The organism is Bradyrhizobium sp. DN3, from assembly GCF_041357655.1.
GTDB lineage: Bacteria > Pseudomonadota > Alphaproteobacteria > Rhizobiales > Xanthobacteraceae > Bradyrhizobium.
Genome location: NZ_JAULLN010000004.1, coordinates 162,849 through 186,678, shown reverse-complemented (window position 1 = coordinate 186,678; position 23,830 = coordinate 162,849). Strand labels below are relative to the sequence as shown.

The following is a 23,830-nucleotide window of genomic DNA, read 5'->3' as shown; positions in this document are numbered from 1 at the left end:
GACGCGTAGTCGATTGAAAATCAACTAACGATAAGTCTGGTCGGAAGCACCTGACAGTGGAATAATTCCCGACGGTTTCTTGATCAGATTTTGACGTCGACCCCGAACCGGCTGGCGACGTGGATTTTCATGATGGCCGCGCTTCCTCAGGACGTGGTGGCGGATTTGCAGCAAGAGAACGCACGGCTGCTGGCCGAATTGCGCGCCGCACAAGATCGTGAGAGCGCCACCGCGGACATTCTCAAGATCATTGCCAGTTCGCCATCGGAGGTGAAGCCGGTATTCGATGCAATCGCGAGGCGGGCCAATGCCTTGCTCGGCGGCTTTTCGACGACCGTATTCCGTTTCATCGACGGCATGGCCCATCTGGCGGCATTCACGCCGACGAATCCTGCCGCCGATGCGGCTTTGCAGAACATGTTTCCGAGGTCGATTGCCGATTTTGAGAGTTTCGCAAGAACACAGGCGGGTAAGGTGGTACCGACCCCCGACACTGAGGCGCTGACGAACGAAATCAAATTTATCGCGCGCGCCCGCGGCTTTCGCAGCATGCTGTTCGTTCCGCTCACGACCGGCGGCGTGGTGATCGGCATGATCAGCGTCACGCGAGTCGAGCCTGGCACCTTCGCTCCACATCATGTGCAGCTTCTGCAGACCTTCGCCGATCAGGCCGTCATCGCCATAGAGAATGTCCGGCTATTCGATGAGGTCCAGGCGAAGACGCGCGATCTCGCCGAATCGCTCCAACAGCAAACCGCGACGGCCGATGTGCTGAAGGTGATCAGCCGCTCGACCTTCGACCTGCAAACCGTGCTCAACACGCTGGTCGATTCGGCGGCACGGCTGTGCGAAGCGGAGATGGCGTTCATCATGCGCCGCGAAGGTGATGAATATCACGCCGGTGCCGCGGTCGGGTTTTCCGCGGAATACAGCGAGTTTCTGCAAGCTCACCCCATTATCCCCGGACGGAGCACGGTCACAGGTCGGGCCGTACTCGAGCGCCGTCCGGTGCAGGTCCTCGACGTCGCTGCCGATCCCGAATACGGCCTGCGCGAGTCGACTACCATGGCTGGTCAGCGCACGGCGCTCGGTGTTCCCCTCCTGCGCGAGAATGAGCCGATCGGCGCGATCGTGATCGCTCGCAAGCGCGTGCAGCCTTTCACGGAAAAGCAGATCGAGCTCGTCGCCACCTTTGCCGACCAGGCCGTGATCGCCATCGAGAATGTACGGCTCTTCGAACAATTGCAAAGCAGGACGCGGGATCTGTCCGAGGCGCTGACGTACCAGACCGGCAGCGCCAATATCCTGAGGGTTATCGCTTCCTCGCCGACTGAAGTCGGTCCGGCGCTCGAAGCGATTGTGGAAAGCGCATGCGGGCTTTGCGAGGCATATGATGCGCTAGTCGTTCTGAGGGACGGCGACGACATCGTGGTCCAGGCGCACCATGGACAAGTTCCCGTGGTGTGGAGCCGACGATCGATCAGTGTGCAATCGCCCAGCGGCCGGGCCATCAGCGACCGCCGCACCGTTCACGTGCACGACCTGCTTGGGCCCGAAGGGGACGAATTCCCGACAGGACGAGAATATGCGCTTCGCTCCAACGTTCGGACCGTTCTAAGCGTGCCACTGTTGCGCGAAGGCGAGAGCATGGGTGCGATCGTGCTCCGTCGCACCGAGGTTCGTCCATTCGGCGAGAAGCAGATCAACCTGCTCCAAACTTTTGCAGATCAGGCCGTTATCGCCATCGGCAACGCGCGTCTGTTCGAACAATTGAACGAATCGCTGGAGCGGCAGACCGCAACGTCGGAGGTGCTGGAAATCATAAGCGCTTCGTCGGGCGCACTGACTCCGGTCTTCCACAAGATGCTGGAGAATGCGACACGGATCTGCGGCGCCGGCTTCGGCACTATGAATCTCTACGAGGAAGGCGGCTTTCGTACGGTCGCATTGCACAACGCGCCGCCAGCTTATGTTGAGACCCGGCTGCACCAGAGCATTCGCCCACATCCCGCAAGCGGGCTCGGCACCGTCGAGAAAACTCATCAGACGGTTCATATCGACGACATCAGAACTCAGCCGCCCTACGTCGAAGGCAACCCGAACGTTCGCGCGCTTGCCGATCTTGCTGGCGCAAGGACCCTCGTCATCGTGCCCATGCTTAGGGAAGACGAGCTGATCGGCACCATCACGATCTTCCGCCAGGAAGTTAAGCCCTTCACGGACAAACAGATCGAGCTCGTGTCCAATTTTGCGCATCAGGCTGTGATCGCGATCGAGAATGCACGCCTGCTGAATGAACTGCGCGAGCGCACGATGGAGCTGTCGCAATCGCTCGAGGAATTGCGAAACACGCAGGATCGGTTGATCCAGACCGAGAAGCTCGCCTCACTCGGGCAACTCACCGCCGGCATTGCACATGAAATCAAGAACCCGCTCAATTTCGTCAATAATTTTGCTGCGCTTTCCTCCGAGCTGATTGACGAGCTCGGCGACGGGCTGCGCTCAGCCGCCCTCGGCGATGCAGCAAGGCAGGACATCGACGCGCTGATACGCATGCTACAAGGCAACCTGGAAAAGATCGTGCAGCACGGAAAGCGCGCTGATTCCATCGTCAAGAATATGCTTCTGCACTCGCGCGAGGGTTCTGGCGAGCGCCGTTCGGCTGATATCAACGCCATCGTTGAGGAAAGTCTCAACCTTGCCTATCACGGCGCGCGCGCTGAAAAGGCAGGTTTCAACATCAAGCTTGAAAGGAATCTCGATCCCAGTGCGGGGGCGCTCGACCTGTATCCGCAGGAAATCACGCGGGTGTTCCTCAACCTCATTTCAAATGGATTCTACGCGGCTAGCAAGCAAAAGGACGCCGCCGGTGGCGGCTTCGAGCCAAGGCTGCGCGCGACGACCACAAATCTCGGCGGCGCCGTCGAAATCCGGATTCGCGATAATGGCGCGGGCATCCCGGCCGACGTGAGAGAGAAAATATTCAATCCATTCTTCACCACCAAGCCCGCAGGCGAAGGTACCGGGCTTGGCCTTTCAATCTGCCACGACATCATTGTGAAGCAACACGGCGGCAGCATCGAGGTCGAGACCGAGGCTGGCGATTATACAGAGTTCATCATTACGCTGCCGCGCACGCTGGCGGCACCATTGCAGACCGGAGGCAGAAGTTGAGCGTTTATATCATGGTCGTCGACGACGAGCCCGACGTCGAGGCGCTATTCCGCCAGCAGTTCCGACGTGATCTGCGCGCCGGTCGTTTCCTCATGGAGTTTGCCCCGTCGGCACCGGCGGCCCTGCGGCGTGCAGTCGAGATTGAGGAGGCCACCCTGATCCTGATCCTGTCTGATATCAACATGCCCGGAATGAGCGGGCTGGAGATGCTATCTATCGTGCGCTCGGCCCGCCCCGATGTTCCGGTCATCATGATCACAGCCTACGGTGACGCCGAGACCAAGCGCAAAGCGCTGGAGAACGGCGCGGCCGACCTGTTGACCAAACCTATTGATTTCGCGGCGCTGCGCCAGGAGATCGATACAAGGCTCGAGCAAGCGGCATGACTGCAACCATTCTCGTGGTCGATGACAAACCGGAACGGCTCGCAAGGTGTAATCTCCTAGGCGCCGTCCTAAGTGAAATTAGGCATCCTGCGTCAATGTTCACCGAAAACACCGGGGGTTCAAAATGAAGACGCTCTTGGTCCCGCTTCGAAATATTTCGATGATGACATCCACGCTCGATGTCGTCGTAGGCCTCGCGCAACGTTCCGGCGCCTATATCGAAGGCTTTCCACTCCGCTTCGGCATGCCTCAATATGTAGCCGCGGAATTGGCCACCGGCGTCCTTTTAGATTCGTATCAAGTTAAGACCGAAGCCGAATTGAACGACATGCGCAACTTTTTCGAAGCATTCATGTTGAAGCACGATATTCCTCGAGCCACTGCGGGATCGCGTGGACCATGCTTCGGCTGGCTGGAGACCGCGCCGGAGGGCGAAGACGTTGTCGGAAGTTATGGGCGCGCTTTCGATCTGATCGTGATGGCACGGTCTGACATTGATGCTCCGAGCCCTCACCGTCGCGCGATTGAATCCGCGCTGTTTGAGAGCGGCAGGCCCGTCCTACTGACGCCATCGAATGCACCAAGAAGTATCGCGACAAATATCATGATCCACTGGAATGGTAGTACCGAGCAAGCTCGGGCAAACGCATTTGCCATGCCGTTGCTCCGTGTGGCCGAAAGGGTATCGGTCCTAACCGTCATTGGCGGCCAGGGGGTACCAGGACCATCTGCCGATCGGATCGTCGAGCAATTGCGGTACAATGACATTGCAGCCCATGTGACGAGGGTTGGACTGGAGAATCGCGAGACCGGAGAGGCGGTCCTCGATGCCGCCAGGGCTCAAGGCTGCGATCTCCTGATCAAGGGAGCCTTCACCCGCACCAGGTTGCGGCAAATGATATTCGGCGGGGCGACCAGCTATATCATGGAGCATGCGGACCTGCCTGTCCTGATGGCTCATTAGAGCCGCACGCAGGCCTCTCCGGATCATGCCATCCTGCCCGTGTTTTGCCCGACGTGTCAACCGAAATTCGGAAAATGCGTAACCCATTGTTTCCGCTCGCGTCCGCTACTGTGCATGGGGTTGTTTTTTCATTTTTTTGATGAGACGGGTCCGGACAGCCGCGAGTGGGCCGTCAGGCGGCCGCGATCGCTCGAAACTGGATGGAAGAAAAATGGTGGGCGCACAAGGGATCGAACCTTGGACCTCTCCCGTGTGAACCACAACCGGTAGACCAGAGCCAACCAAATCCGGCCATACTTGAGATATAAAAACTCCTTTAATTGGTAGTGGTTATGGCCTTACTCGGCCATAAGAGCCCATAGGTGACCTTGCTACATTTTGTATGCCCCCGTTGTGCCCGCCGTGGATTTTCCCTTGGGGCACAAAAACGGGGGAGGTCTAAGACCCGGTTCTGTTTGGGTCTGTGGATCCTCCCTGCGCGGGCACACGGCAAGGAGAAAGTCTGAGGCCCGGTTCAGCTCGAGGGCTGACCGCCCTTCTTGCGGGGGGACGCCGGGCACAGAGAGAGGGAAGGAATCATGACGGGGCCGGCCAACCAGCTGACACTCACCGATACGGTGATCCGCAACGCAACGCTGCCGCCCGGCAAGGCGCAGCATTATCTCCACGACGACAAGCTGCCCGGCCTCGCCTTGCGCATGCGCGCCACCGGCGGCCGGACCTGGGTCTACCTCTTCACCAAGCCGGGGGTGAGGGGGACCCAGCGCAAGACCCTCGGCGCGTGGCCCAAATATAATGAGAAGGCCGCGCGCAAGGCTGCCACCATCGCCGCAGGCGAGGTCGTCAAGGGCTTGGACCCGAACGATGCGAAGCGCGAGGCGAGGCGGCAACAGGCAGCCGAGAAGCAGCGCACCACGCTCGCGACGCTCATTGTTGAAGATGGTCCCTACCAGACGTCCTTGATCGAACGTCAAGTCGTCAACTGGAAGCCAGCAATGTCAGCGCTGAGGCGCGGGCTCAAGGATCACGCCGAGAGCGGCGTGGGGGACCTGACGCGGCGACAGATCATGGCTGCGGTCGACAAGATTGCCAAGACCGGTAAGCGCGGTGCAGCCAAGGACCTGCGCAAGCACGTGCATACCTTGCTCGAATGGTGCGTCGGCGAGGGCTATGTCGAGCACAACGTGCTCGCCGGCTATCGCGCGCCCAAGGAAACCCGCGCGCAAAGGGTCGGACGCCGAACGAAGGGCCGCGCGCTGACCGATGAGGAAATCATCAAGGTCTGGGATGCATCCGGCAAGCTCGGGGCTTTCGGTCTCCTGGCACGCATGTGCCTGCTCGGCGGCCCGCGCCGCAGCGAGCCTACCATGATCGAGTGGCGAAAGCACATCATGGATGACCGGATCACCTTCGATGCGGCGTGGACCAAGATGGGGCTGCACCACGATGTGCCGCGCACTCACCTGGTTGACGAGGTGCTCACGGCCGCGAAACATTTCCAGCGGGCAACTTCCGACTATGTCTTCCCGTCACCAAAGACCGGCGGCCAGATGTCCGGCTTCACCAAGATGGTCAAGCGACTGGTCAAGGAAGCGAGCGTCGCCAAGTTCACCATGCATGACTTAAGGCGCAGCTTGCGCACCATCATGTCACGCTGTGGCTACGACAACCAAATCCAGCGGCTGTGTGTTGGGCAAAAGCCAAGCGGAATCGATCAGGTCTACAATCACGACGAACAGTGGATCATCCGCAAGATGGCGTTCGAAGCGGCTCACGACTACATTGCGGAGTTGGTCGGCGCGAAACGCGTCGGCAAAATCGTGCGCCTGCAGCGGACGAATCCGCTTGACCCGATCAAGGCCGAGCTCCTCGGGCGTCTCCGTGAGCATTATGCGGTTGAGGCGTCTTAGGGGTTTTGTCACACTTGGCCAGATAGTCACGCACCGCATCAACACGATAAAGTGGCCGGCCGTCGACGTAACGCCATTTCAGCGGGTGGTTCGGATGGCGCCGCCACAGCTCCAGCGCTCCGGGTGTGCGCCGGATGACCGCGGCCGCCTCTAATGCCGTCAAATTAGAGCTGCCCGGTAGCACATCGATATCAAAGGTCGCGGGCGGCGGCATGCCACGGTTCTTGCGATGGCGCTTCATGGCATGCGGCATCTTCCGACTACTTGGCGACCCCAGCGTCCCGTTCGGAGTCTTTTCGTCCTTGCCGCTCATGCCTCGGTCCAGAATCGCGATGGGTCTGAGGCAATAAGATCGTAGCCTGCTCTAGCAAGAAAGAAATCAAGAGCGCAGGTATGGCTGCTGGGTGGCTGTGGCGTACAAAAAGGACGAACCGATTCGATTGATCTCTTTTTGCTTCATTCCGACCTTCTGCCTCATAACCTGAAGGTCATAGGTTCAAATCGTATCCCTGCACCAAATTTATGATGTAATACAAAGGGTTATGAAAGTGCCTAACCCTTTAATTTTTCGTAAATGCCCTAGCACATCGGTTCGACTGGCGGCCGGTTCCGCGCTATCCTGAGTTGAGGAGGTGCGAGATGGCTCGGCACTGAATCCTTGGAAGCCTTGTTCAGATTTACCGGCGCGGCGACGGCCGCGCCTGGCACTGCTCCGCTTCAATCGAAGGCCGCCAATATCGCGCCTCCACTCGCGAGGACGACCTCGTCCTCGCGAAGCAATACGCAGAAGACTGGTTTCTTGCCTGCGCGGCAAGTCCAAGGCGGGCCTCCTTAAGAAGAATGAAAAGTCCTTCAAGCAGGCGGCCGAGCAGTTCTTGAAAGAATACGAGGTGATCACCGAGGGCCATCGCAGCAAGCGATGGATCGAGGGGTATGGCATACGGCTGCGCCTCCACCTGTTGCCGTTCTTCGGCGAGATGGGATTATCTGAGATCACGCCGGGCAAGGCGCAGGAATATAGAGTGCACCGGATCGCAACCTCGAAGACGGGGAAGGCACCGGCACGCAGCACCATTCACGATGAAATCGTGACGCTGCGGCAGGTACTCTAGACGGCCATGCAAGTGAGGCCGATATTCCTATGAATCCCTCCGCTTTTAAAGCCTTAGAAACCAGGGATACTGACGCTTAGCGGGCCAAGCTGGGCACGCACTTAGAGCCCGGAGGGGCTCTTCTTACGAGCCGGTACCGGCTCGCCTTTTTGCGCGAAGGCGCACTTTCTAAGCTGTTGTTGCTTAACTTCCTACACGTCCGATCTCGGCACCTTTGATTAGTGGGTGTGCGAAAATCGTGGAAATACTTCTCTGCCAATTATTTAAGCTGCGTACTTCTGCTAAGATGCAGAGATGCTGGTCGACACGCAAAGCGCGACCGTAGGGCAATAAAATAATATGAAGTGGGCTTAAGGGCGATCATGGGAGGGTTCGAGCCGACACACATTAGGATTCCGAAGAACGATACCGACTTTGAGACGAAGACAGTCGTTCTTTTCAAAGGCATTTTGAAGGACCCAGGCGTTAAACGGCTAGGCCGAAGAGGGCAGGGGCAGGACGGCGTTGATGTCGTTGGCTACCGCGATGGTGACCTACGCTACCTCGTGGGTATACAATGCAAGCTAAAAGGGCCGAAGGAAAAGTTAACCGCAGCCGAGGTCCGTGAGGAAGTTCGCAAAGCACTGAAGTATAAGCCTGCGCTAGCAGAATACTTCATCGTAACTTCTGCACCGAACGATACGAAGCTCGATCAGTTAGCTCAAACACTATCCAAGCAACAAAGAGCTAAAGGGCGGAAGATCCGCATCGAAGTGTGGGGTTGGGGGGTCCTTGAAGAACGCATCAATGAAGATCTTGAGGCGAAGAACGCTTTCGATCCGGGCTGGAGCCCAGCTTTCGAAGCCAACCAAAAGGCGCTCAAGGGCATCCAACACAATCAGCGGAGGCAGGCAACTGCTGATCAAATCGAGAAGCTTGAACGGATTATCAAGCAGCAGACGACCTTTCAGCCAACCCAGCTTCCGACGTCATACGCAAATGAGGAGTTAAGATCTGAGTCGGCGCGCATTCAAGGGCGTCGAGCTTTCTTTGAAGCCAACATAAAAAAAGAACTCAGCTTGCTTGCGCAGAGGGGCATCGATGGTGATCTAGCCCTAGCCAACGCAGATCTGCGGGCAGATATATTGGAGCGGTCGGCACGCGCTCACCTAGATGCAGAGACGGTTGAAGAGGCAAAGGCCTTTCATGCCGACGCGCTTAAGCTCAACCATCGCCTCGATGTGAGATTGTACGAAGCTCTCCTTCTCGATGTGGAGGGAAGTACAGCGAAAGCTCTGCAAAGCTTAAGAAAGCTGGACCTGCCGGATGCACGTGCAGCGATTTTTAACCTCCTCGTGAGGCGAGATGGCTCGGACGCCGCCTTGCAATGGGTGGATGACTCCGCATTCCAGCTGAATGATCTCCTCCCCCTAGGGTGGCTGAACGTGCTGATAAAACGGAGAGAAGTTGGTCAGTATCAAAAGGCTCTTGAACAGGCTGAGAGCTTTCCAGCATCTTTCTTTTCTGAATGCCCAGCGCTCTACTCGTTCAGAGGGAATCTTCGTTTAGCAGCGGTCCTTCCAGCCGATCAGAAAGGATTGGTCTTTAACGGTCTTCCTCTTAATCCCAAGCATCTCCAGATCGCGAACGATAGCGTCAGCTTGGCAAAGCTTACCAATGCTCGCCAAGATTTTGAGCTTCTCCATGCTGAGGCTGACGGATTACGGCTTGTAAAGCTGAAGCCATATCTCGACGAGCTAATCCTTTGGCTTAAGCTCGAAGATCCCAGCACTCGTGCCGAAGCGCAGACCGCGGTTGCAGAGGACATCAAAGACCAAAAGAAGACTCTTTGGCGCGTGCGTTTGGCGTTCGCCTACGGCATTCCTTTCAATAAGGAAGCACTGCGTCGCCACCTTATAGCGCAGAAGCAAATCGGTGACTGGACCGACGATGAGCGCTTCGCCGTTTTCCTGCTAGCACTCTATGATGAGAACGGGCCAGCTCTTGCAGATTTCTTCGACCAGTATCGAACCGAGATTTTTGCAAAGCCGCAACTTGATCCAGCGTCCCTCGCGGGCATCGAGGTCGAGGCGCTATCTAGGCTTGGCCGATTCAAGGATGCCCGTAAACAAATCGAAGCTCACCGCAAGAGCGGTCATGTCGATGATGAAGAGGCCAAGCACCTTCTTGCCAATCTTCAATCCATTGAGGAGGGGAGCGAGGCCGATCGATACCGCAAGCTTTATGAGACGGAAGGCCAGACACATTATCTGCGAGCTCTCGTCTCGGTTCTTTTCTCGCAAAAGAATGAGGATCAGCTCGCGGTGTATGCGCCGATCCTTGCACGTGAGACCAAAAGGGTCGAGGACTTCTCGCTTGCTTTGCAGGCCTTATATGCCAAACGCAAGTATGCCGAGCTTGTTTCTCTGTGTGAGGAGCTTCCTCAACTCTACGAAATGCAAGCGGAGTTCGCAGCCTGGAAGGGATGGTCATGCTTTAGCCTAGGAAGATTGATGGAGGCTCGGACGATCGCTCGCGAGCTGCGTGGTACCCGTAATGATTCCTTTGACCGAGAGCTCGCGATTAACACAGCCGTAGAGACAGGAGACTGGGGTTACCTCGCGACCATATTAGCCCAGGAAACAAAGAGAATAAGCGAGCTGGAAACCAAGGACTTGATTCGGTTGGCTCGTTTGGCTTTTGAGACGGATAGCCCGTACGTGGATACATTTCGAGATGCCGCTATCGCGAAGAGTCCCGACGCGCCAGAACCCTACCTCATGGCCTATCAACTCTCCGTCGATCGCGGTGAAGAATATCAAGAATCTCGAGCGCATGAATGGTTCCAGAAGGCCGTTGAGCTTTCGGGAGAGAAGGGGCCAATTCAGTCCATGTCGATGAAGGAGATCGTGCGCAGGTCTTCGGGGTGGAATAAACGGATTGATGCAGTCAACCAGGAGCTGCGGCAAGCACGCATGCCGCTCTACCTAGCAGCCCGCTCCCTCAATCGACAACCCATAGAAGCGTTTCTTGGTCTTGCTCTGCGGAACTCAACAGGGGCGGACGCGAAGTTCAAATATCCGCTGATGGCGTTCTCAGGTGCGCGGCCTCGTGTCGATCTATCTGGAGTGCGGTCCATCGCGCTTGATGTAACCTCGCTTTTTACACTCGACTTCCTGGGTATCCTGCAAAAGACCTTGGGTTCCTTTGATCAGATCGTCGTTGCGCCATCCACTCTAAGCTCGCTGTTTTTCGACAAGCAATTTATACGGTTTCGTCAGCCGTCCCAGGTCGCGAAGGCCAAATACATCAAGGAGCTTATTAGCAAGGGGCGGCTCAAGCTGCTTAAGCGAGAGCAGACTACCGCTCCAGCGAGCTTGGATATTGATCCCGAGCTTCAGTTGCTCTTGGATACGGCGCGTGCCACTGGTGCGAAAGTCGTCAGAAGTGCGCCAGTATATAAACTGCGATCTTTCATGGAAGAGACTGTCAGTCTCGACGATTACGACGGAATCCTTGCTGACACGCAAGCGGTTATGAACCTGCTGTCGGCAAAGGTCGACAGCCCGACAGCTCGGAATGCGACGGCCTACCTCAATCAAGTCGACCAAGGTTGGACTAACGGAACGTCTCTGGACGCGAACAGCATCGTTTATCTTGACCAGCTTTCCGTGACTTACCTTCACCACGTCGGATTGTTGGATAAGCTCACTTCCAACGTGTCGGAGGTCTACGTCTCCAGTGAGGTGGAATCGGATTGCGAGGCCATCCTACAAGGCGCCGATTTATCTGCCGAACTAGGGCTCGCGGTAGACCGCATACGCGCCGCACTTCATGCGGCTATCGAAAAAGGAACATCCATCAGGTTCACGGGTCGTCGATTAGCGGGCACCACCGATGACGATGAAGCAGGGGATGGAGGTCCAAGCGCAGCATTTCCCTCCATCGATATTTTGACCGATCTCACAGATATAGATGCTGTGATCTGTGACGATAGATTTCTCAACAAAGAGCTGTTTTGGGAAGATGGAAAGCGGCGCGTGGTCTGTGCCACGACTATCGACGTAATTGCCGCGCTCAATAGCCGTACTGTACTTTCAGAGCATCAGAGGTTTGATCTTTTCCATCGTTTGCGCGTTGCCGGATACGCCCTAGTACCTATTGAACCCAATGCCCTGAAGACCGAGTTGCTGCGAGCGCGTATCCAGAACGATCGTTTGGAAGAGACTCCCGAACTTCGAGAGATGCGAGGAAACCTTACGATCTCACTCCGCAGCCGTATGTTTTTAGATGCAGAGATGTCGTGGCTTGACCAATCGCGTCTGGCTGTCTTCCAAACGCTTCGCGCCATATGGGGTGAGCAAACAATTTCTCCTGAGACCGTAACACAGGCGGATTGGTTGCTTAGACTTCTGCCCGATCCACTGGCGTGGTGCGTCGATCCTACAAATGACGAGGCGTGGACGAGTGCTACTCAGAAGTCAGCAGGACAAGTCGGAATGCTTCTTGCCACGCCTTATCTTGAGGAGGAGCGGCAAAAGCCATACAGTACATGGATTGAGGGCCGCCTTGCAGCGCCGATCCGAATGGACTTCCCATGGCTATGGGATAAGGCATTCCAGGTATATGCAAACTATTTGGATCGTCTGACGGAAGCTGAAGAAGCGCCTCCCGAGGTGCGCAAGGCTCTTCGACTGCATGTCTTACGGTCACTTTCTGAGACAATGCGCAAAGAGGTCGCTTCGAACGAAATAGCGAAGAAGGCACTTAAGCTGAAAGCGCAAACCATGCTCACCATCAACGGTGCGCACTCGGTCGACTTGGTTAGCTTTAACAAATGTCTGCGCGCTGGTCTCAAAGGGCGAAAGACGTTCTCGCTCAAGTTTGCCGATAAAGACGAAACGAAAGTCAAGCTGAGCCTCAAGTCTTCCGGGGTTGTGGGTCTTTCCTTCGATAATCTACAATTCGATGTGCCCGACGCTGCGCTTCTTAGCGAGAGCAAGAGTGTTCGCGCAGGGGCGCTACGTCGATTGCTTACTTCCCGGCCGCTTACGGCACCCGAAGAAAAGCGCTGGAGTGCTATAGTCACGTCCCGCGCTTTAACGGATGAGGAGTACGGTGATCTGGCGGAGGCACTGAGGGCCACCCCAGAAACATTGACCGAGGTTTTCGTTCGACCGCAGAACCTAAATCCGGACAACATGGTGCCAGATGAGCTGGCTTATTTCGAAAGACTAGTCGGACCGCTAGCCGCCACTTCCGACTTTCCCGCTTATGTGGCGGGTCCGTTGGAGGAGCATCGAGCCCACTTATTGCGTAAAGGGCGTTCGGGCCTGCGGCGTCTTGCATTCACTGGTCTTAGCCGAGGACTCCTCCCTGACGCGATCTTGTCCAAGCGACCTCTCAAGGAGGTCGAGATGCTCCTTGAGGCTGGCGATCCGTTCTCGCTGATCTTCGGGTTCGAGCTGTGTGCGATCAAGGTCGCTGCAGGTGAGAGCGGAGCGGCGCAGCTTGGATTGAGGTTTCTGGAAAGGATCTTTGGAGACAAGGACTGGTTACGACAGCGATGCGAACTGTTCGCAGCCTGTGCTGTGGTTTCGATTGTTCGCTTGCGCAGGATCATTAAGGACAGGTCCGCGCCGCTGCATTGGTTCCGACTTGCATCGCTTACTCACGCAGGCGTCCTGACGAATGCTTTAGGTGGAATGAGTAGGACCTCTGACTTCTTGAATTGGGCAATCAAGGAGCTTGGACCGTCTTACACTTGGTTCGGGATCGTCGACGTGGCCGAAGCCCCTCGTTGGGATTCCGAGTGGATTGATCCAGAATACATGAAGCATGAACTCATCGGTCGTTGCTTCAACACGCTCAATATGCTCGCGGAAGCAAAGCGGCCTAAGAGTTGGGTCAAGCTCATCAAGGCGGAGACCGAGAGCCTCCAATCTATGATGCTCGCATTCTACGCGGGGCCCATGGATGATTTCGTTCCGCAGGTTATAACTGACCAGCAAAAGAAGGTGTATGCTCGACTGAAATCGATTGTGCGCCGAAGGAAATCATTCAAAGACGCGGCCGGACTAGAGACGATCGCCCATACGGGGGCGATTGGTAAGCCGATTTCGAGCGACGTATTAAAGCTCCTGGAGCGATCCGACTCAGATCTGCCCGGTGGCCCATTTACGGTACGGGTCCTTCGTTGCTGCGCTTACGTCGCCGCAACCACCAGGAGTGAGAAATTAGCACAAGCCGTCGTAGAGAGATGCTTGCGTCTGGTTACGCCACAATCGACCGCTGGAGATATCTTGGGTCTCGTGCTCGTGGCTTTAAGAGCGAGCGCTGCGTACGAAGAGAGGCAGCGCTATTTTGAGGCTATAGGCGATGCGGTGGCTAGTTTTGCATACCGCACGCCGGTGGCTGCTACTGAGACGGTCCGACTTACCTTGGAGCTGTTACACAGGCGCGAACCAAGGTTTATCGCGTCTCTCGGACGAGCCATTGCGCTTCTTGATCTGACTAGCCCGAATGGTACATCTGCATAGTTGAGCCGATCGCTTTGTATGAGCCGGTGACCTTCTGCCCGATAGACTACATGGTGTTGGACTTGAATCAGCCTGCAAAAGGAGCAAAGAAATGAGCAAGGCTGTGAAAGCAACCGTTGGCAGCGAAAATATCTTCGCTGACCTTGGCTTTGCCAATCCCGAAGAAGAACTCCTCAAAGCTAAGCTTATCCGGGAGCTTCGCGCTATCATCAAACGTCGGAAGCTTACTCAAACAAAGGCTGCAGAGCTGCTGGGCCTCAAACAGCCCGATGTGTCCGCCTTGGTCACGGGTCGCGTAGGTAAGTTCTCGATCGACAGAATTGTTCGATGCCCAGACCGGCTTAACTATCGGGTGGACGTGGTTATCCGCCACAAGCCTGTTCGTCGTGCATCCTCACGAGCTGCTGCCTAAGAGCGTAAATGGATATTGATGAACTTCGCGACGCTCAAATACGGTTACATGGCCTGACCAAAGCCGACGGCCGTTATACGTTTTATCACGATGAGACCAACAACATCCGCAAGTTATATATCGATGTGGGTGGCTTGAACGTTGCCGAGCTGAAGGTGTTTGTCCTGGGTGGCATCGTGCATCAAGGCGAGCCGAGACCGCTTGAGATTCAATCGCTCCGAGAGGCGATTCGTATCCAGAAATCAGCCCCCGAAATCAAGTTGGCGCACGTGGCCAAGGGCGGTTTTCTTGACGTCCTGCGTTCGCGGCAGCTGACGACGTTTCTTAGATGGGTCTCCGAGAATGGGTTGATGATCCATTATCACCAGCTCGATCCGTTCTACTGGTCCGTGGCAGACCTCATCGATTCGATTGTGCCTTCGCTTGCGCAGCACCAGCCCTGCTAAAAAGCGATCTGGTCGCTGTGCTGCGCTGCGATCTGGCAACGACGATCCAGTTGTTTCACGCCTTCGGATATCCGGGCTTGGCTCCCGAGGGCCGAAGACCCTTCCTCGACAAGCTGATCGAGATCGTCGAACGAAACAGTGGCGTGCTGCCCGACTTCAACGCAATGGTTTTGAAAAGTGTGCTGAAGGCAGGACGGGCCCTGGCGAGCCTGGATTTCATTGAAGGGTACCCGCCTAACCTGTTCATTGACGAGTTCAGCACGTTCTTCCAAGGGCGGATCGCAATCTTCAAAAACTTCGCCCATATCTTCGACATGGAGAAAATCGTTCGCGAGCGTCTGCTGAAAGCACCCCTCACCAGCAATGGAAAGCCGGTTACGAACTTCCGGTTTGCTGATTCCAAGGACGAGCCAGGCCTTCAGATCTCTGACGTTATTGTTGGTGTGATGGGCAAGATGCATACCTACTTCACGAACACCGGTCCGGAGGAAGTCGCGGCAGATCGAGCAGCCTTGGTGGGGCCAAGTCTGGAGAATGCACAGCTCCTCTCAGGCATGATCTCCGCTTCACATGCGGAAAAATATTGCATTCCTCCATCATGTTGCCAGTGTGCATGACATCGACAAACTCGACCTCTTCCTCCGTTTTCCTAACGGGGCCTACGCGAGATGACATACTCGGGTGCAGGAACATCGCACCGCGCCCGGACCGCATGAAGGGTCGAGACGAGCGGCGGAGCCACCCTTGACGCGGTCCGTTCGCGTTGCGGAGGGCTGGCCATCACCAATGCCAAAAAGATGGCATTGGTGCCGCTCGCTTTATCCTTAAGTCGTCGTCAATGAAGGCCCATGTTTTCCCCTTCGCTCATTCAGCTTGGTTTCCAACGCCTCGGCCAGAGTAAACGACCCTTTCAGACGAAGGTCCGTGATGAGCTGGGGAATGATCTCGATAAGTCCCGCGCTTTCAAGAACATCGAAGAGCGAATCTGCGATAGTTTGGGCTTCCGATGCCGAGTATGCCTGAGCGCCAGGGCCATAGAGACGGCCGATTGCTTCGCTTACGGCCGGTAATTGCGCAGCCGGAAGAGGTCCAGCTAACGCGGCGTGCTCCTGAACGGCTCTCGGCGGATCAAGCACCTGTTGAACTTCGACCGCCTGGCGGGCTGTAATTTCCACTTCCAATGTTTCTCCGTCTGCTTCGGTATGCTTGAGGCGGATATCGCAATGGTTTTCTGCGGCGGTCTTGGCCATCGCCCTCATGGTGCGATGAACAGAGCGTTTACCTGCGATAGGAGGCAGTGATTTTGCCTGGTTGGGCGACTTCACAGCGGTAATACTGTCTTTCAGCAGCTTCGCGAAGTCCGCAAGGGCTTTGGCTCCTTTTGCCATCTCAACCGACGCCTTGACGTAGGGAGGGCCTGAAAAGCCCAATCCACCAGCGTGGCAATGATTGATCCGCGTTCGATGGAGGCGATCACAAGTGCCCGGCCTCTTGAGACGGTCTTGTAGTCCTTCGCGAGCGCTGAAAATAGTGCGCCAACGTCTTCCGCTCGCGGTGGACTTTCGTAATCAATAACAACAATAAGTTGATTTTCCATGTGCTTAAATTACGTCAGGTTGTCAGTCAATCCAAGTGGCGCATCCGTTACATCCACAGCGGCATCGTTCAGGCTGTACGCAATGGTTGCAATAAAAGGGAGGATCTAGATTGTGATCTGGGTATTCGGCTTTGGCTCGCTCACGTTTGACGGCTGGCAATCAGAGTTCGGATGTCTGAGCCACCAACGGGGGACGCTTCACGGCTATCGGCGAGCGTTTAACAAAAAATCGGTCGTGAATTGGGGCACTGAGCTGAATCTGGAGCGGGCACTAGGTGAGAGATGTGAAGGCGTTGCCTTTGAATTCTTGGGCGACGAGCAATCCTCGACAGCTCTCCTATCATATTTGCGTAAAAGAGAAGCCTGTCTGCCAACGTCGCTTCCTGTGGAATTGGCTGATGGACGGGCTGTGGAGGCTCTGACTTATATCTACGACGGCCGCAACTTGTATGACCGGTCGAAAAGCTTTGCCGAATTAGCCGCGCTTGTCCGCAAGGCGAGCGGCACAAGTGGAAGCGCAGTCGACTACGTGAAGCGGAATTTCGAGGGGCTGCGAGCGGCGGGGCTGGAGGACGCAGCCGTTACCGAACTTTGGAAAGCAATTCTAGCCCAAGAATAGGGGTAACACTTGAAGCGGATAGTTATCGATACGAACAGCCTCAAGTCGGACGAGTTGAAGGAGTATCTATCCGAATCGACTAATGTCGCCGTCATCCCCGACTTTGCAATCCTGGAGACACTGAAGATCGGCGATGCAACGGGAATTTCAGATCAGCTTGCGATCTGCGCTGAGCGCGCCAAGCAGATCAAGGTATTGAAGCCGACATACTCTGTGGCCGGGCTCCGTTCACGACGCCGAAGCCGAGGGCTGCAGCGGCGGCTGGTCGACAAGAACCAGACAGCCTTTTTCAAGACGTTCTGCGACAAGGTAGAGGGAGCGAAGGACGGCGACCAACTGTTACAGAAGCAGTTGAAAGGCAAATGCGAAGCCGCCGTGAGCGACCTTCAGACGATTGTCAAAAACCAGGAAACGTTTACGGGAAACTGGCTGAGCATGCAAAAAACTACACTGAGGCAGAGTTGAAGATTTTACGGAAGGGGGGCCGATAACTCCCGAGCTGTTTAGCAAGATAACAGACCACATCTTCAAATTAGTCCTCTGGCTGGTTGCTACACACCACTACTTCAAAAAGCTGCCTGATTTCAAAACTCTCCCGAATGCCTTTCTGTTTCGCTTTGCTGTGGCGGGCTACGTCATCGCCCTTCGTTGCATCAAGGAGGGAGGCGGAAAGGGCGCTTCGGCAGAAAATATTGGCAGCCAGATGGTGGACGCCATGTTCGCAACGTACGCCACTTACTTTGGCGGCATCCTCACCAAAGACCGCCTCTGCCAAGAGATTTGCGACACCACCAACGATGTTCTTAAGGTGTTGCGGAGTGGATTTGAGAAGCTGGAGGCTGATGGACGGCAGATCCAGAACCTTGCCAAACAGGATGATGGGTTAGCGGCAGGAAGCTCTGGCGAACAACCGCGGCCTCTGCCGCATCGATCTCAAGCTCTCCAGGCCTTCCAGGTATTGCCCGATAGCCGTAGCTGCGATCGCCGTTGTGGCGACCGTCGCGCACAACGCCCGCTTGCCCGCGTCCAGTCTTCTGCGCCAGGTCTTTGAGGTAGAGCGAGCCGAGCAGCCCCTTCACGCCGATATGGATGTCACCGGCGATGCCGTCCTGCGCGGTGCGGATGTCGACGCCCGCGAAGCGCAGAAGAGGCGGGTGGCCCAAGCCAGCATGGCGAACCGCGATACCAAAACCAGCAAGCCTTGCGAAGAGCTCGGCATCACGCGTCAGACGCTTTACCGCTTCGTTGGGCCAGACGGCGCGCTGCGGCGCGATGCCTTGCGTCTTCTTGGTTTAGAGCGTCCGGTTCGTCGCTGATAAAACAAAAAGATGAGGAAACCGCATGACCGCAATCATGCTCACTCGTATTGAAGCCACGCAATGAAGCGCCGTTCTACAAGCTGGACGTCCAGCCGACGCTGTTCGGCGAATGGTCCGTCTTTCGCGAATGGGGGGATTGGGACGCCAGGGACGGTCGCATTGGTGGCTAGCCGACTCGTGGTAAGGCTGATCTTGCCTTGATATCGAAATGGGCAGAGAAGCAGAGGCGGGGGTATCGCTGAACCGGAAGCCAGGCCGGGACCGGGGCGGTCCGACCGGCTCGTGAGGGGCAACTCATGTGGTACGACGGGTTAGCAGGAAAGTCCTGGGCGAGCCTGTGGTCAGGTTACGTTGTGTGCGGCGCGGATTGTCCCGGCATTCGAAAGATCGATGTACCTTGCCCGGCGTGCAATGCGGGTCCGTACGACCTGTCGTCCGAAACGATAAACATCAACGGTCACGAGCTGGTAGTCCATCCGACCTTTATGGGGGCCGAAGGGCGCTACGAGGATTACGTTTATCTGGAAATGCTCCAGCATGAGTGGGAGCGTCCAGCAGTCGAGTTCAAGGGATTGATGCATTTCCCTGATGTGGACCGGCCGTCCGCGCGTGCGGCCTTGTTGCTGCTTTTTTGGAGCTACTTTGAAACGCGCATCGAGCGGCTTCATCGCTCAGCAATGCGTAGGCTGCCACGTCGTGTGCTGGACGATACGCTCCGGCGCTATAACGGGATCGGGCCGCGCCTCTACGAACTGTATAAGATCTTCTACGGGACCAATTATTTCGATGATCTTCGCGCAAATGGCTTTGTCGGTATTGCCGATCTATTGAAGGACATCCATCAACGCAGGAATGCGTTTAGTCACGGAACGCCGCAGGCCATCAACGACGCGACGGTAAATGCTCTCGTTGCGAACCTGAAGGCCGAGCACGAGGCGTGGATTGTGGTATACAACAATCGAGTGAGGTCCTGAACTCGCGTGGGCGAAGCCAAGCGGAAAAGGGAAGCTGTCCTGAACGGCCCGTGCCCGTGCGGCTCAAGCAAGGCCGCACGCTCCTGTTGTTTTAATGGGAAGGAGTGGCACAAGTTGGCGGCCACTCTCGGGCTGAAGTCGCTCCCACCGTCCTCGAGTGTGGCCAAGTGCTACATGAAGGAGTTGGGTTCTTGTGTCGGCCCAATCTCGGGCGAGCACATTATCTCGGAGTCGGTGATACGAGTTTTGATGGGGGACGGCGAATTTTCGATTGCTGGCCTACCTTGGCTTGCGCCGAATGAGGAGAAGATTCTGGCGCCCCAAAGCCTTCGAACGAACTGCTTATGTACGAAGCACAACAGCGCGCTGCATCCGCTCGACGACGCGGCGCAGTATTTCTTTGCGTCGCTAAAATCGTACCTCGAACGCGATGGGGGGATGAGGCACGCCCTTGTTTCGGGGCATGATGTTGAGCGGTGGCTCCTAAAGACCGCCAAGGCCGCTGCGGTCTCAAAGAATCTCGCGAGGGGGCGGGCACCCCTTTCTGGCGCGTTCTCGCGGGACTCAGCGATACTGGACATGCTCGACGACCCGCGCCATTGGCCAGAGGGTGCAGGACTCTATTGCACCATGAACGCAGGCGACCGGATGTCAAATCATCCGCGCTTCCGATTGCAGCCGCTCACAAATGCCCAAGAAGATATCGAAGCGTTGGCGCTGAACATCCTGGGCCTGGGCTTCGTGTTGCTGCTCGAACCGCTCGATGTCAGCAAGTATCCCTTCTTACGCGGAGCAAAGTACCGACCAGGAAGAATCGTCATATCGTACCCGACCTCGACCAGCTGGCTCACGATGAGCTGGGAAGACGGGAGGGTGCATGAGGCGTTGACGGTGCAGCAAGTACGAGCGGTGCCGTAGGATACGGCAAGTGCAAATTTAACCCGCGAACTCTGTCACCAGCTCAACTGGACACGGAAGCTGAAGCGGGGCTTCCGGTAATAGGCAACGACTAGAGATAGCTCTCTCGTTTTCGGGAAGGCGTCAATTCGACGATGTCAAGAAAGTCGCTGAAGTGCATGCTCGCTTTCGCGAGTTGCCCCATTAGCAGCGCCACTTCCTCATTCGGCTCCCTCGGTCGCAGTTTCTCGCGATGAGCCGCATCGAGGTGGTTGAACTGCGACTTGAATACGCCTTCATCCTCCGTTCCGACCGGATGCAGGTGAAGACTGTGAACAACGAGATTTCGACGCTGGAGAAGCCACTTCAACCCGTCCTCCTTCTCGGAAGTCTGGAAAGTGCGCAGGCGCTTCCAACTCGTGCTGGATTTTAGCCCGTTATCCATCGGGACCGCATTCGAGTGAATGCGATCCATCACAGCCGTAAAGCCGTTCTGGTCGAACTTCCGAATGTTGAAGAAGCTGAAGTCCAGCACCTGCCCAACTCGGTCCCAAAACGAATAGAGCCGTATGTAGGCGGCTTCCGCATGTTCCCAGAAGGCACTCTGCACCTCCTTTGCAAATACGGCCGTTACGTTTTCGGGCGCGTTGATCAGGTCCGGCTGCTCGGCTAGGACCGACGAGCCGGTCATAAACAGATGTGCCCGTAGTACCGATGTTCGAGCCCGATGAAATACCGCGAAGGCTTCTCGCATTATCGCCTCCGGATAATTGTCTGCGGGCGGCGGTTCCTGGTCTTTGCGCAAGAGATAGAACTCTGGTGGTCCACCCAGATGTTCAACGACGTCGTTCATGCGCTTCTCAAAGGCCTCGCTACCACCAGCCGGTATCAGCCGGCCGAGTTCTTGCTGCAGGACTGCCTCGTACCTGGCGAGCAGGTGTGTCTCTTTGAACACGAAGGAGACTACCTCGTTTAATACGGTCTCCAGGGAATTCTTGGCCTGCGCGTTCATGTGCTAACTCTCATCATTCGATGCGAGTGCCTCGGCCGGCGTGGAATCTCCAACGCCGAGGCATTAGCATTCCCGAGGGTGCCGCATCGAACGCCTCTCCCTCGTTGGCCACCCTCTTCGAGTAAGCTCCCCTGAATGAGCGGCTGATCAACGACTTGGAAAGTCCAAGCTTCACCGAGGCGGGATATACCAGCTCTGCTTCCAGGGCGACGATGATACGACGATTGAAGGCCTCGCCTTCCTCGGAGCTTAGATAATACTGCGCGCGATAGCCACAGCGGCCATTGAACAGTTGGTCAAAGAGGCGCTCGGGCAGTGGAAACTGGCTGACGATACGAAAGGTGTCGGGTGGAGCTTCTTCGTCGGTGGCCCGCTGCCACTGAAATTCGGCCTGGCTTTCACTAGCGGCCTTCTTGGCGGCAACGACAATCCCAACAATGAAGCTATCGCCGGAAACCTCTTCCAGCTGGCGTATGCGCCTGTCCGCGTCGTTAAGGTTGGTGAGATCCCATTCCGACGCTGGTACTGACCTCATTGTTGGGTTGCGCATGGCCGACTTCAAATAATCTCGCTCCCCTCTTGCGAAGCCGGCCTTTCATCGGCGGCAGTCATCAAGGTTTGAGGAACGAGTGGGAGCAGTTGTCGTATCGCCACCATCACTTCGTCTATCACCTCCATCTGATCTTTGAAATCCGCGGACATGTCTACCATCGGCACTTCGATCCCAAATATATCACTCTTGAGCGACGCGCCATCAGCTAGCCGCAAGCTAACACCGGGCGGAACCAGAATGTGGCCCGCCTTTCCGACGTGAGGTCCATAGAAAGTTAAATCGACGCGCGACTTACCTTTTTTCCATGCCAGCTGCACATTCTGCGGGATATCCGGAGTGTTGATGATGAATCCCCATTTGTCTCCGGTAATTTTGTGGCTAAACAGCCCGTTGGTCTGTCGTTGCAAGAAGGACGCGAAGGCTCCTGAGAAGCGGCGCACTTCCGCATCCCCCACGCTTTTGCTCTTCGCAACGTGTGCAAGACACTGTACCAATGCGGTCGCACGCCAAGTTGCATGCGCCGTGCTGCCTTATGGGTCGTCTTTCGGAACGGCCTTGAGGTATATTGATGGAGCGATTAGGACCGTCAGGTAACGCTGGGCCGTGCTGCTACTGACAAGGTCAGCTGTTCGCTCGTGGTAACGCTTTGCTTGGCTTTCTGTGAAATCGGCCGCAATTTTATCTTCAATAAGGACAGCAACGCGTTCGGCATCATCTGAGTATAACGCGAGGACGTCGGTCTCGCCCCACTTCGCGTTAGATTTTGCAGAAACGGAATGTACTGCGTCGCGGCACCGAAAGCCGTTGAGCCCGATTTGCTCTGCGAACCACTTATCGAACCCGCTATCGCTACAAAGTTCTTCTAGGAGAAAGAGATCGAGGTCTCGTTCCTGCATTCGAAATGACGTCACTATGCGACCCCCTCATTGCCTGAAAACGGCTAAAACATTGTTCATCTGCAATATCGTGGAACACCGGGGTGACTCGTAGCGGCAGCAGCTGAGAAGGCGGTCGACAGGGGGAGGCAATACCTATCGCGCTGCAAGGAACCTGCGCAATAAGGCCTTGTCTTCGTCCAATAAGAAGATGCTGCTTGATGGATAGTCCGGCTGAATTTCCCGGCTTGCGCGCTCGTCTGGGATGACGTTCAGAAGGAATTGGAAAGCCGGATTGAAACGGCGCTTTTCCCAGCCGCTGGCCGCGTGGAGGGCGGATGTTCGTTCCCGCCCTTCATCTTCCAGGAGAAGGTTGGCCAACGTCCGGGCATCCTGCTCCGTCGTCGACCCCCAGCCCATGACTTGGTGGTCGACCTGCTCGTAGAAGTCTTGGTTTAACCGGAGCCACCAGTGCCTACCGATCGCCCGCTGAATATCGGTCAAGCCAAGGGCATTCAGATCGAAAGCGGCTTTCTCGACATCTTTGGATGGGCTTCAGGCAGAAGTTTGCATAGATCATCAAGGGTGAGGCCTCGCCCGGCCATACCGTCGCCTGGTGCGCGGGCGAGAGCCACGGCCAAGTCCACACTAGTGCCGACCAGTGTCGTGCTTGGCGCTAGTCATTTGCGCATGCCGGTCCAGCCGCTCGGAATGTTCGTTGGTGCGTTCCGAGATTGCGCCCTCCCATTCGGTGCGGGCTTTCTGCGCCTGGGTTGGGACCAGATCACCAGCCAGTTTGACCACCATGCCGCCAAGCGGGACTTCGCTGGCCACTGCTTCTACGAAGCTTCGTACCTTTTCGTCCGGATGGTTTTTCACCGGGGGCTTGATTGGCTTCCGATCGTCTTGCTCGTTGTTGCTCATAGCGTACCTACGTGAACTTGGTCTGGTGCCAGCAAAAAAGGGCGGCGCGACCTGGGCGTTCGCCTTGGCTCAATGTCCGACTTCTTCTGTGTACCTGAAACATCGGCGCATACGCTACCGGTCGTGACATCAGAACCA

The 23,830-nt window shown here is 56.3% G+C and carries 22 protein-coding genes; 15 read left to right on the top strand and 7 right to left on the bottom strand.

The window, feature by feature from the left end; genetic code table 11:
* Positions 1–132: 132 nt before the first annotated feature.
* The 9 genes from AAE027_RS08165 (at position 133) to AAE027_RS08125 (ending at position 15,539) form a co-directional block, all read left to right on the top strand.
* Positions 133–3,174, top strand: a complete 3,042-nt coding sequence (locus AAE027_RS08165; protein WP_370986502.1) for a GAF domain-containing protein — start codon at positions 133–135, stop codon at positions 3,172–3,174.
* Positions 3,171–3,560, top strand: coding sequence for a response regulator (locus tag AAE027_RS08160; protein ID WP_370986154.1), 390 nt, complete (start codon positions 3,171–3,173; stop codon positions 3,558–3,560). Before AAE027_RS08165 ends, AAE027_RS08160 begins: the two co-directional genes overlap by 4 nt.
* Before the next feature lie 124 nt (positions 3,561–3,684).
* Positions 3,685–4,524: a universal stress protein gene (locus AAE027_RS08155; protein ID WP_370986153.1), complete on the top strand. Its 840-nt coding sequence runs from the start codon at positions 3,685–3,687 to the stop codon at positions 4,522–4,524.
* A gap of 578 nt (positions 4,525–5,102) precedes the next feature.
* Positions 5,103–6,434: a tyrosine-type recombinase/integrase gene (locus AAE027_RS08150; RefSeq protein WP_370986152.1), complete on the top strand. Its 1,332-nt coding sequence runs from the start codon at positions 5,103–5,105 to the stop codon at positions 6,432–6,434.
* 875 nt (positions 6,435–7,309) lie between these two features.
* Positions 7,310–7,546: a tyrosine-type recombinase/integrase gene (locus tag AAE027_RS08145; protein ID WP_370986151.1), complete on the top strand. Its 237-nt coding sequence runs from the start codon at positions 7,310–7,312 to the stop codon at positions 7,544–7,546.
* A 362-nt stretch (positions 7,547–7,908) separates the two neighbouring features.
* Positions 7,909–14,064, top strand: coding sequence for an HTH domain-containing protein (locus AAE027_RS08140; RefSeq protein ID WP_370986150.1), 6,156 nt, complete (start codon positions 7,909–7,911; stop codon positions 14,062–14,064).
* Positions 14,065–14,155: 91 nt separating this feature from the next.
* Positions 14,156–14,476: a helix-turn-helix domain-containing protein gene (locus AAE027_RS08135; protein WP_370986149.1), complete on the top strand. Its 321-nt coding sequence runs from the start codon at positions 14,156–14,158 to the stop codon at positions 14,474–14,476.
* Positions 14,477–14,484: 8 nt separating this feature from the next.
* On the top strand, positions 14,485–14,922 hold the full coding sequence (locus AAE027_RS08130; RefSeq protein WP_370986148.1) for a hypothetical protein: 438 nt from the start codon (positions 14,485–14,487) through the stop codon (positions 14,920–14,922).
* A 17-nt stretch (positions 14,923–14,939) separates the two neighbouring features.
* The gene (locus tag AAE027_RS08125) at positions 14,940–15,539 is read left to right on the top strand and encodes a DUF3800 domain-containing protein (protein WP_370986147.1); all 600 of its coding nucleotides are present in this window, start codon (positions 14,940–14,942) and stop codon (positions 15,537–15,539) included.
* A gap of 207 nt (positions 15,540–15,746) precedes the next feature.
* Here the strand turns inward: AAE027_RS08125 and AAE027_RS08120 are convergent, their stop codons facing one another.
* Positions 15,747–16,310, bottom strand: a complete 564-nt coding sequence (locus tag AAE027_RS08120) for a hypothetical protein (RefSeq protein ID WP_370986146.1) — start codon at positions 16,308–16,310, stop codon at positions 15,747–15,749.
* A gap of 321 nt (positions 16,311–16,631) precedes the next feature.
* Between AAE027_RS08120 and AAE027_RS08115 the strand changes: the two genes are divergently transcribed.
* Positions 16,632–17,138, top strand: a complete 507-nt coding sequence (locus tag AAE027_RS08115) for a gamma-glutamylcyclotransferase (protein WP_370986145.1) — start codon at positions 16,632–16,634, stop codon at positions 17,136–17,138.
* A gap of 9 nt (positions 17,139–17,147) precedes the next feature.
* The gene (locus AAE027_RS08110; protein WP_370986144.1) at positions 17,148–17,603 is read left to right on the top strand and encodes a hypothetical protein; all 456 of its coding nucleotides are present in this window, start codon (positions 17,148–17,150) and stop codon (positions 17,601–17,603) included.
* A gap of 67 nt (positions 17,604–17,670) precedes the next feature.
* Here AAE027_RS08110 and AAE027_RS08105 read toward each other — a convergent pair whose 3' ends face one another.
* Positions 17,671–17,913 carry a hypothetical protein gene (locus AAE027_RS08105; RefSeq protein WP_370986143.1) on the bottom strand — a complete coding sequence of 81 codons (243 nt, stop codon included), beginning with the start codon at positions 17,911–17,913 and terminating at the stop codon, positions 17,671–17,673.
* Between the two features lie 214 nt (positions 17,914–18,127).
* On the opposite strand from AAE027_RS08105, the gene AAE027_RS08100 reads away from it, so the two are divergent.
* The 4 genes from AAE027_RS08100 to AAE027_RS08085 all read left to right on the top strand — a co-directional run bounded on the left by AAE027_RS08100 (position 18,128) and on the right by AAE027_RS08085 (position 20,349).
* Entirely contained in the window at positions 18,128–18,454 is a 327-nt protein-coding gene (locus AAE027_RS08100) for a hypothetical protein (RefSeq protein ID WP_370986142.1), read from the top strand.
* A gap of 50 nt (positions 18,455–18,504) precedes the next feature.
* Positions 18,505–18,627: a WGR domain-containing protein gene (locus AAE027_RS08095; RefSeq protein ID WP_370986141.1), complete on the top strand. Its 123-nt coding sequence runs from the start codon at positions 18,505–18,507 to the stop codon at positions 18,625–18,627.
* Between the two features lie 126 nt (positions 18,628–18,753).
* Positions 18,754–19,431 (top strand): hypothetical protein, encoded by a 678-nt coding sequence (locus AAE027_RS08090; protein WP_370986140.1) that lies wholly within the window; start codon positions 18,754–18,756, stop codon positions 19,429–19,431.
* A 174-nt stretch (positions 19,432–19,605) separates the two neighbouring features.
* Complete coding sequence (locus AAE027_RS08085) at positions 19,606–20,349, top strand: hypothetical protein (RefSeq protein ID WP_370986139.1); 744 nt, start codon at positions 19,606–19,608, stop codon at positions 20,347–20,349.
* A 91-nt stretch (positions 20,350–20,440) separates the two neighbouring features.
* Here AAE027_RS08085 and AAE027_RS08080 read toward each other — a convergent pair whose 3' ends face one another.
* The 5 genes from AAE027_RS08080 to AAE027_RS08060 all read right to left on the bottom strand — a co-directional run bounded on the left by AAE027_RS08080 (position 20,441) and on the right by AAE027_RS08060 (position 23,692).
* A complete protein-coding gene (locus AAE027_RS08080; protein ID WP_370986138.1) occupies positions 20,441–21,340 on the bottom strand; it encodes a hypothetical protein in 900 nt (299 codons plus the stop codon).
* Between the two features lie 13 nt (positions 21,341–21,353).
* The gene (locus AAE027_RS08075; protein WP_479714210.1) at positions 21,354–21,890 is read right to left on the bottom strand and encodes a hypothetical protein; all 537 of its coding nucleotides are present in this window, start codon (positions 21,888–21,890) and stop codon (positions 21,354–21,356) included.
* A gap of 8 nt (positions 21,891–21,898) precedes the next feature.
* Positions 21,899–22,348 carry a hypothetical protein gene (locus AAE027_RS08070; protein WP_370986136.1) on the bottom strand — a complete coding sequence of 150 codons (450 nt, stop codon included), beginning with the start codon at positions 22,346–22,348 and terminating at the stop codon, positions 21,899–21,901.
* A gap of 576 nt (positions 22,349–22,924) precedes the next feature.
* Positions 22,925–23,272, bottom strand: coding sequence for a hypothetical protein (locus tag AAE027_RS08065; RefSeq protein WP_370986135.1), 348 nt, complete (start codon positions 23,270–23,272; stop codon positions 22,925–22,927).
* Positions 23,273–23,416: 144 nt separating this feature from the next.
* Complete coding sequence (locus AAE027_RS08060) at positions 23,417–23,692, bottom strand: hypothetical protein (protein ID WP_370986134.1); 276 nt, start codon at positions 23,690–23,692, stop codon at positions 23,417–23,419.
* Between the last annotated feature and the right edge of the window lie 138 nt (positions 23,693–23,830).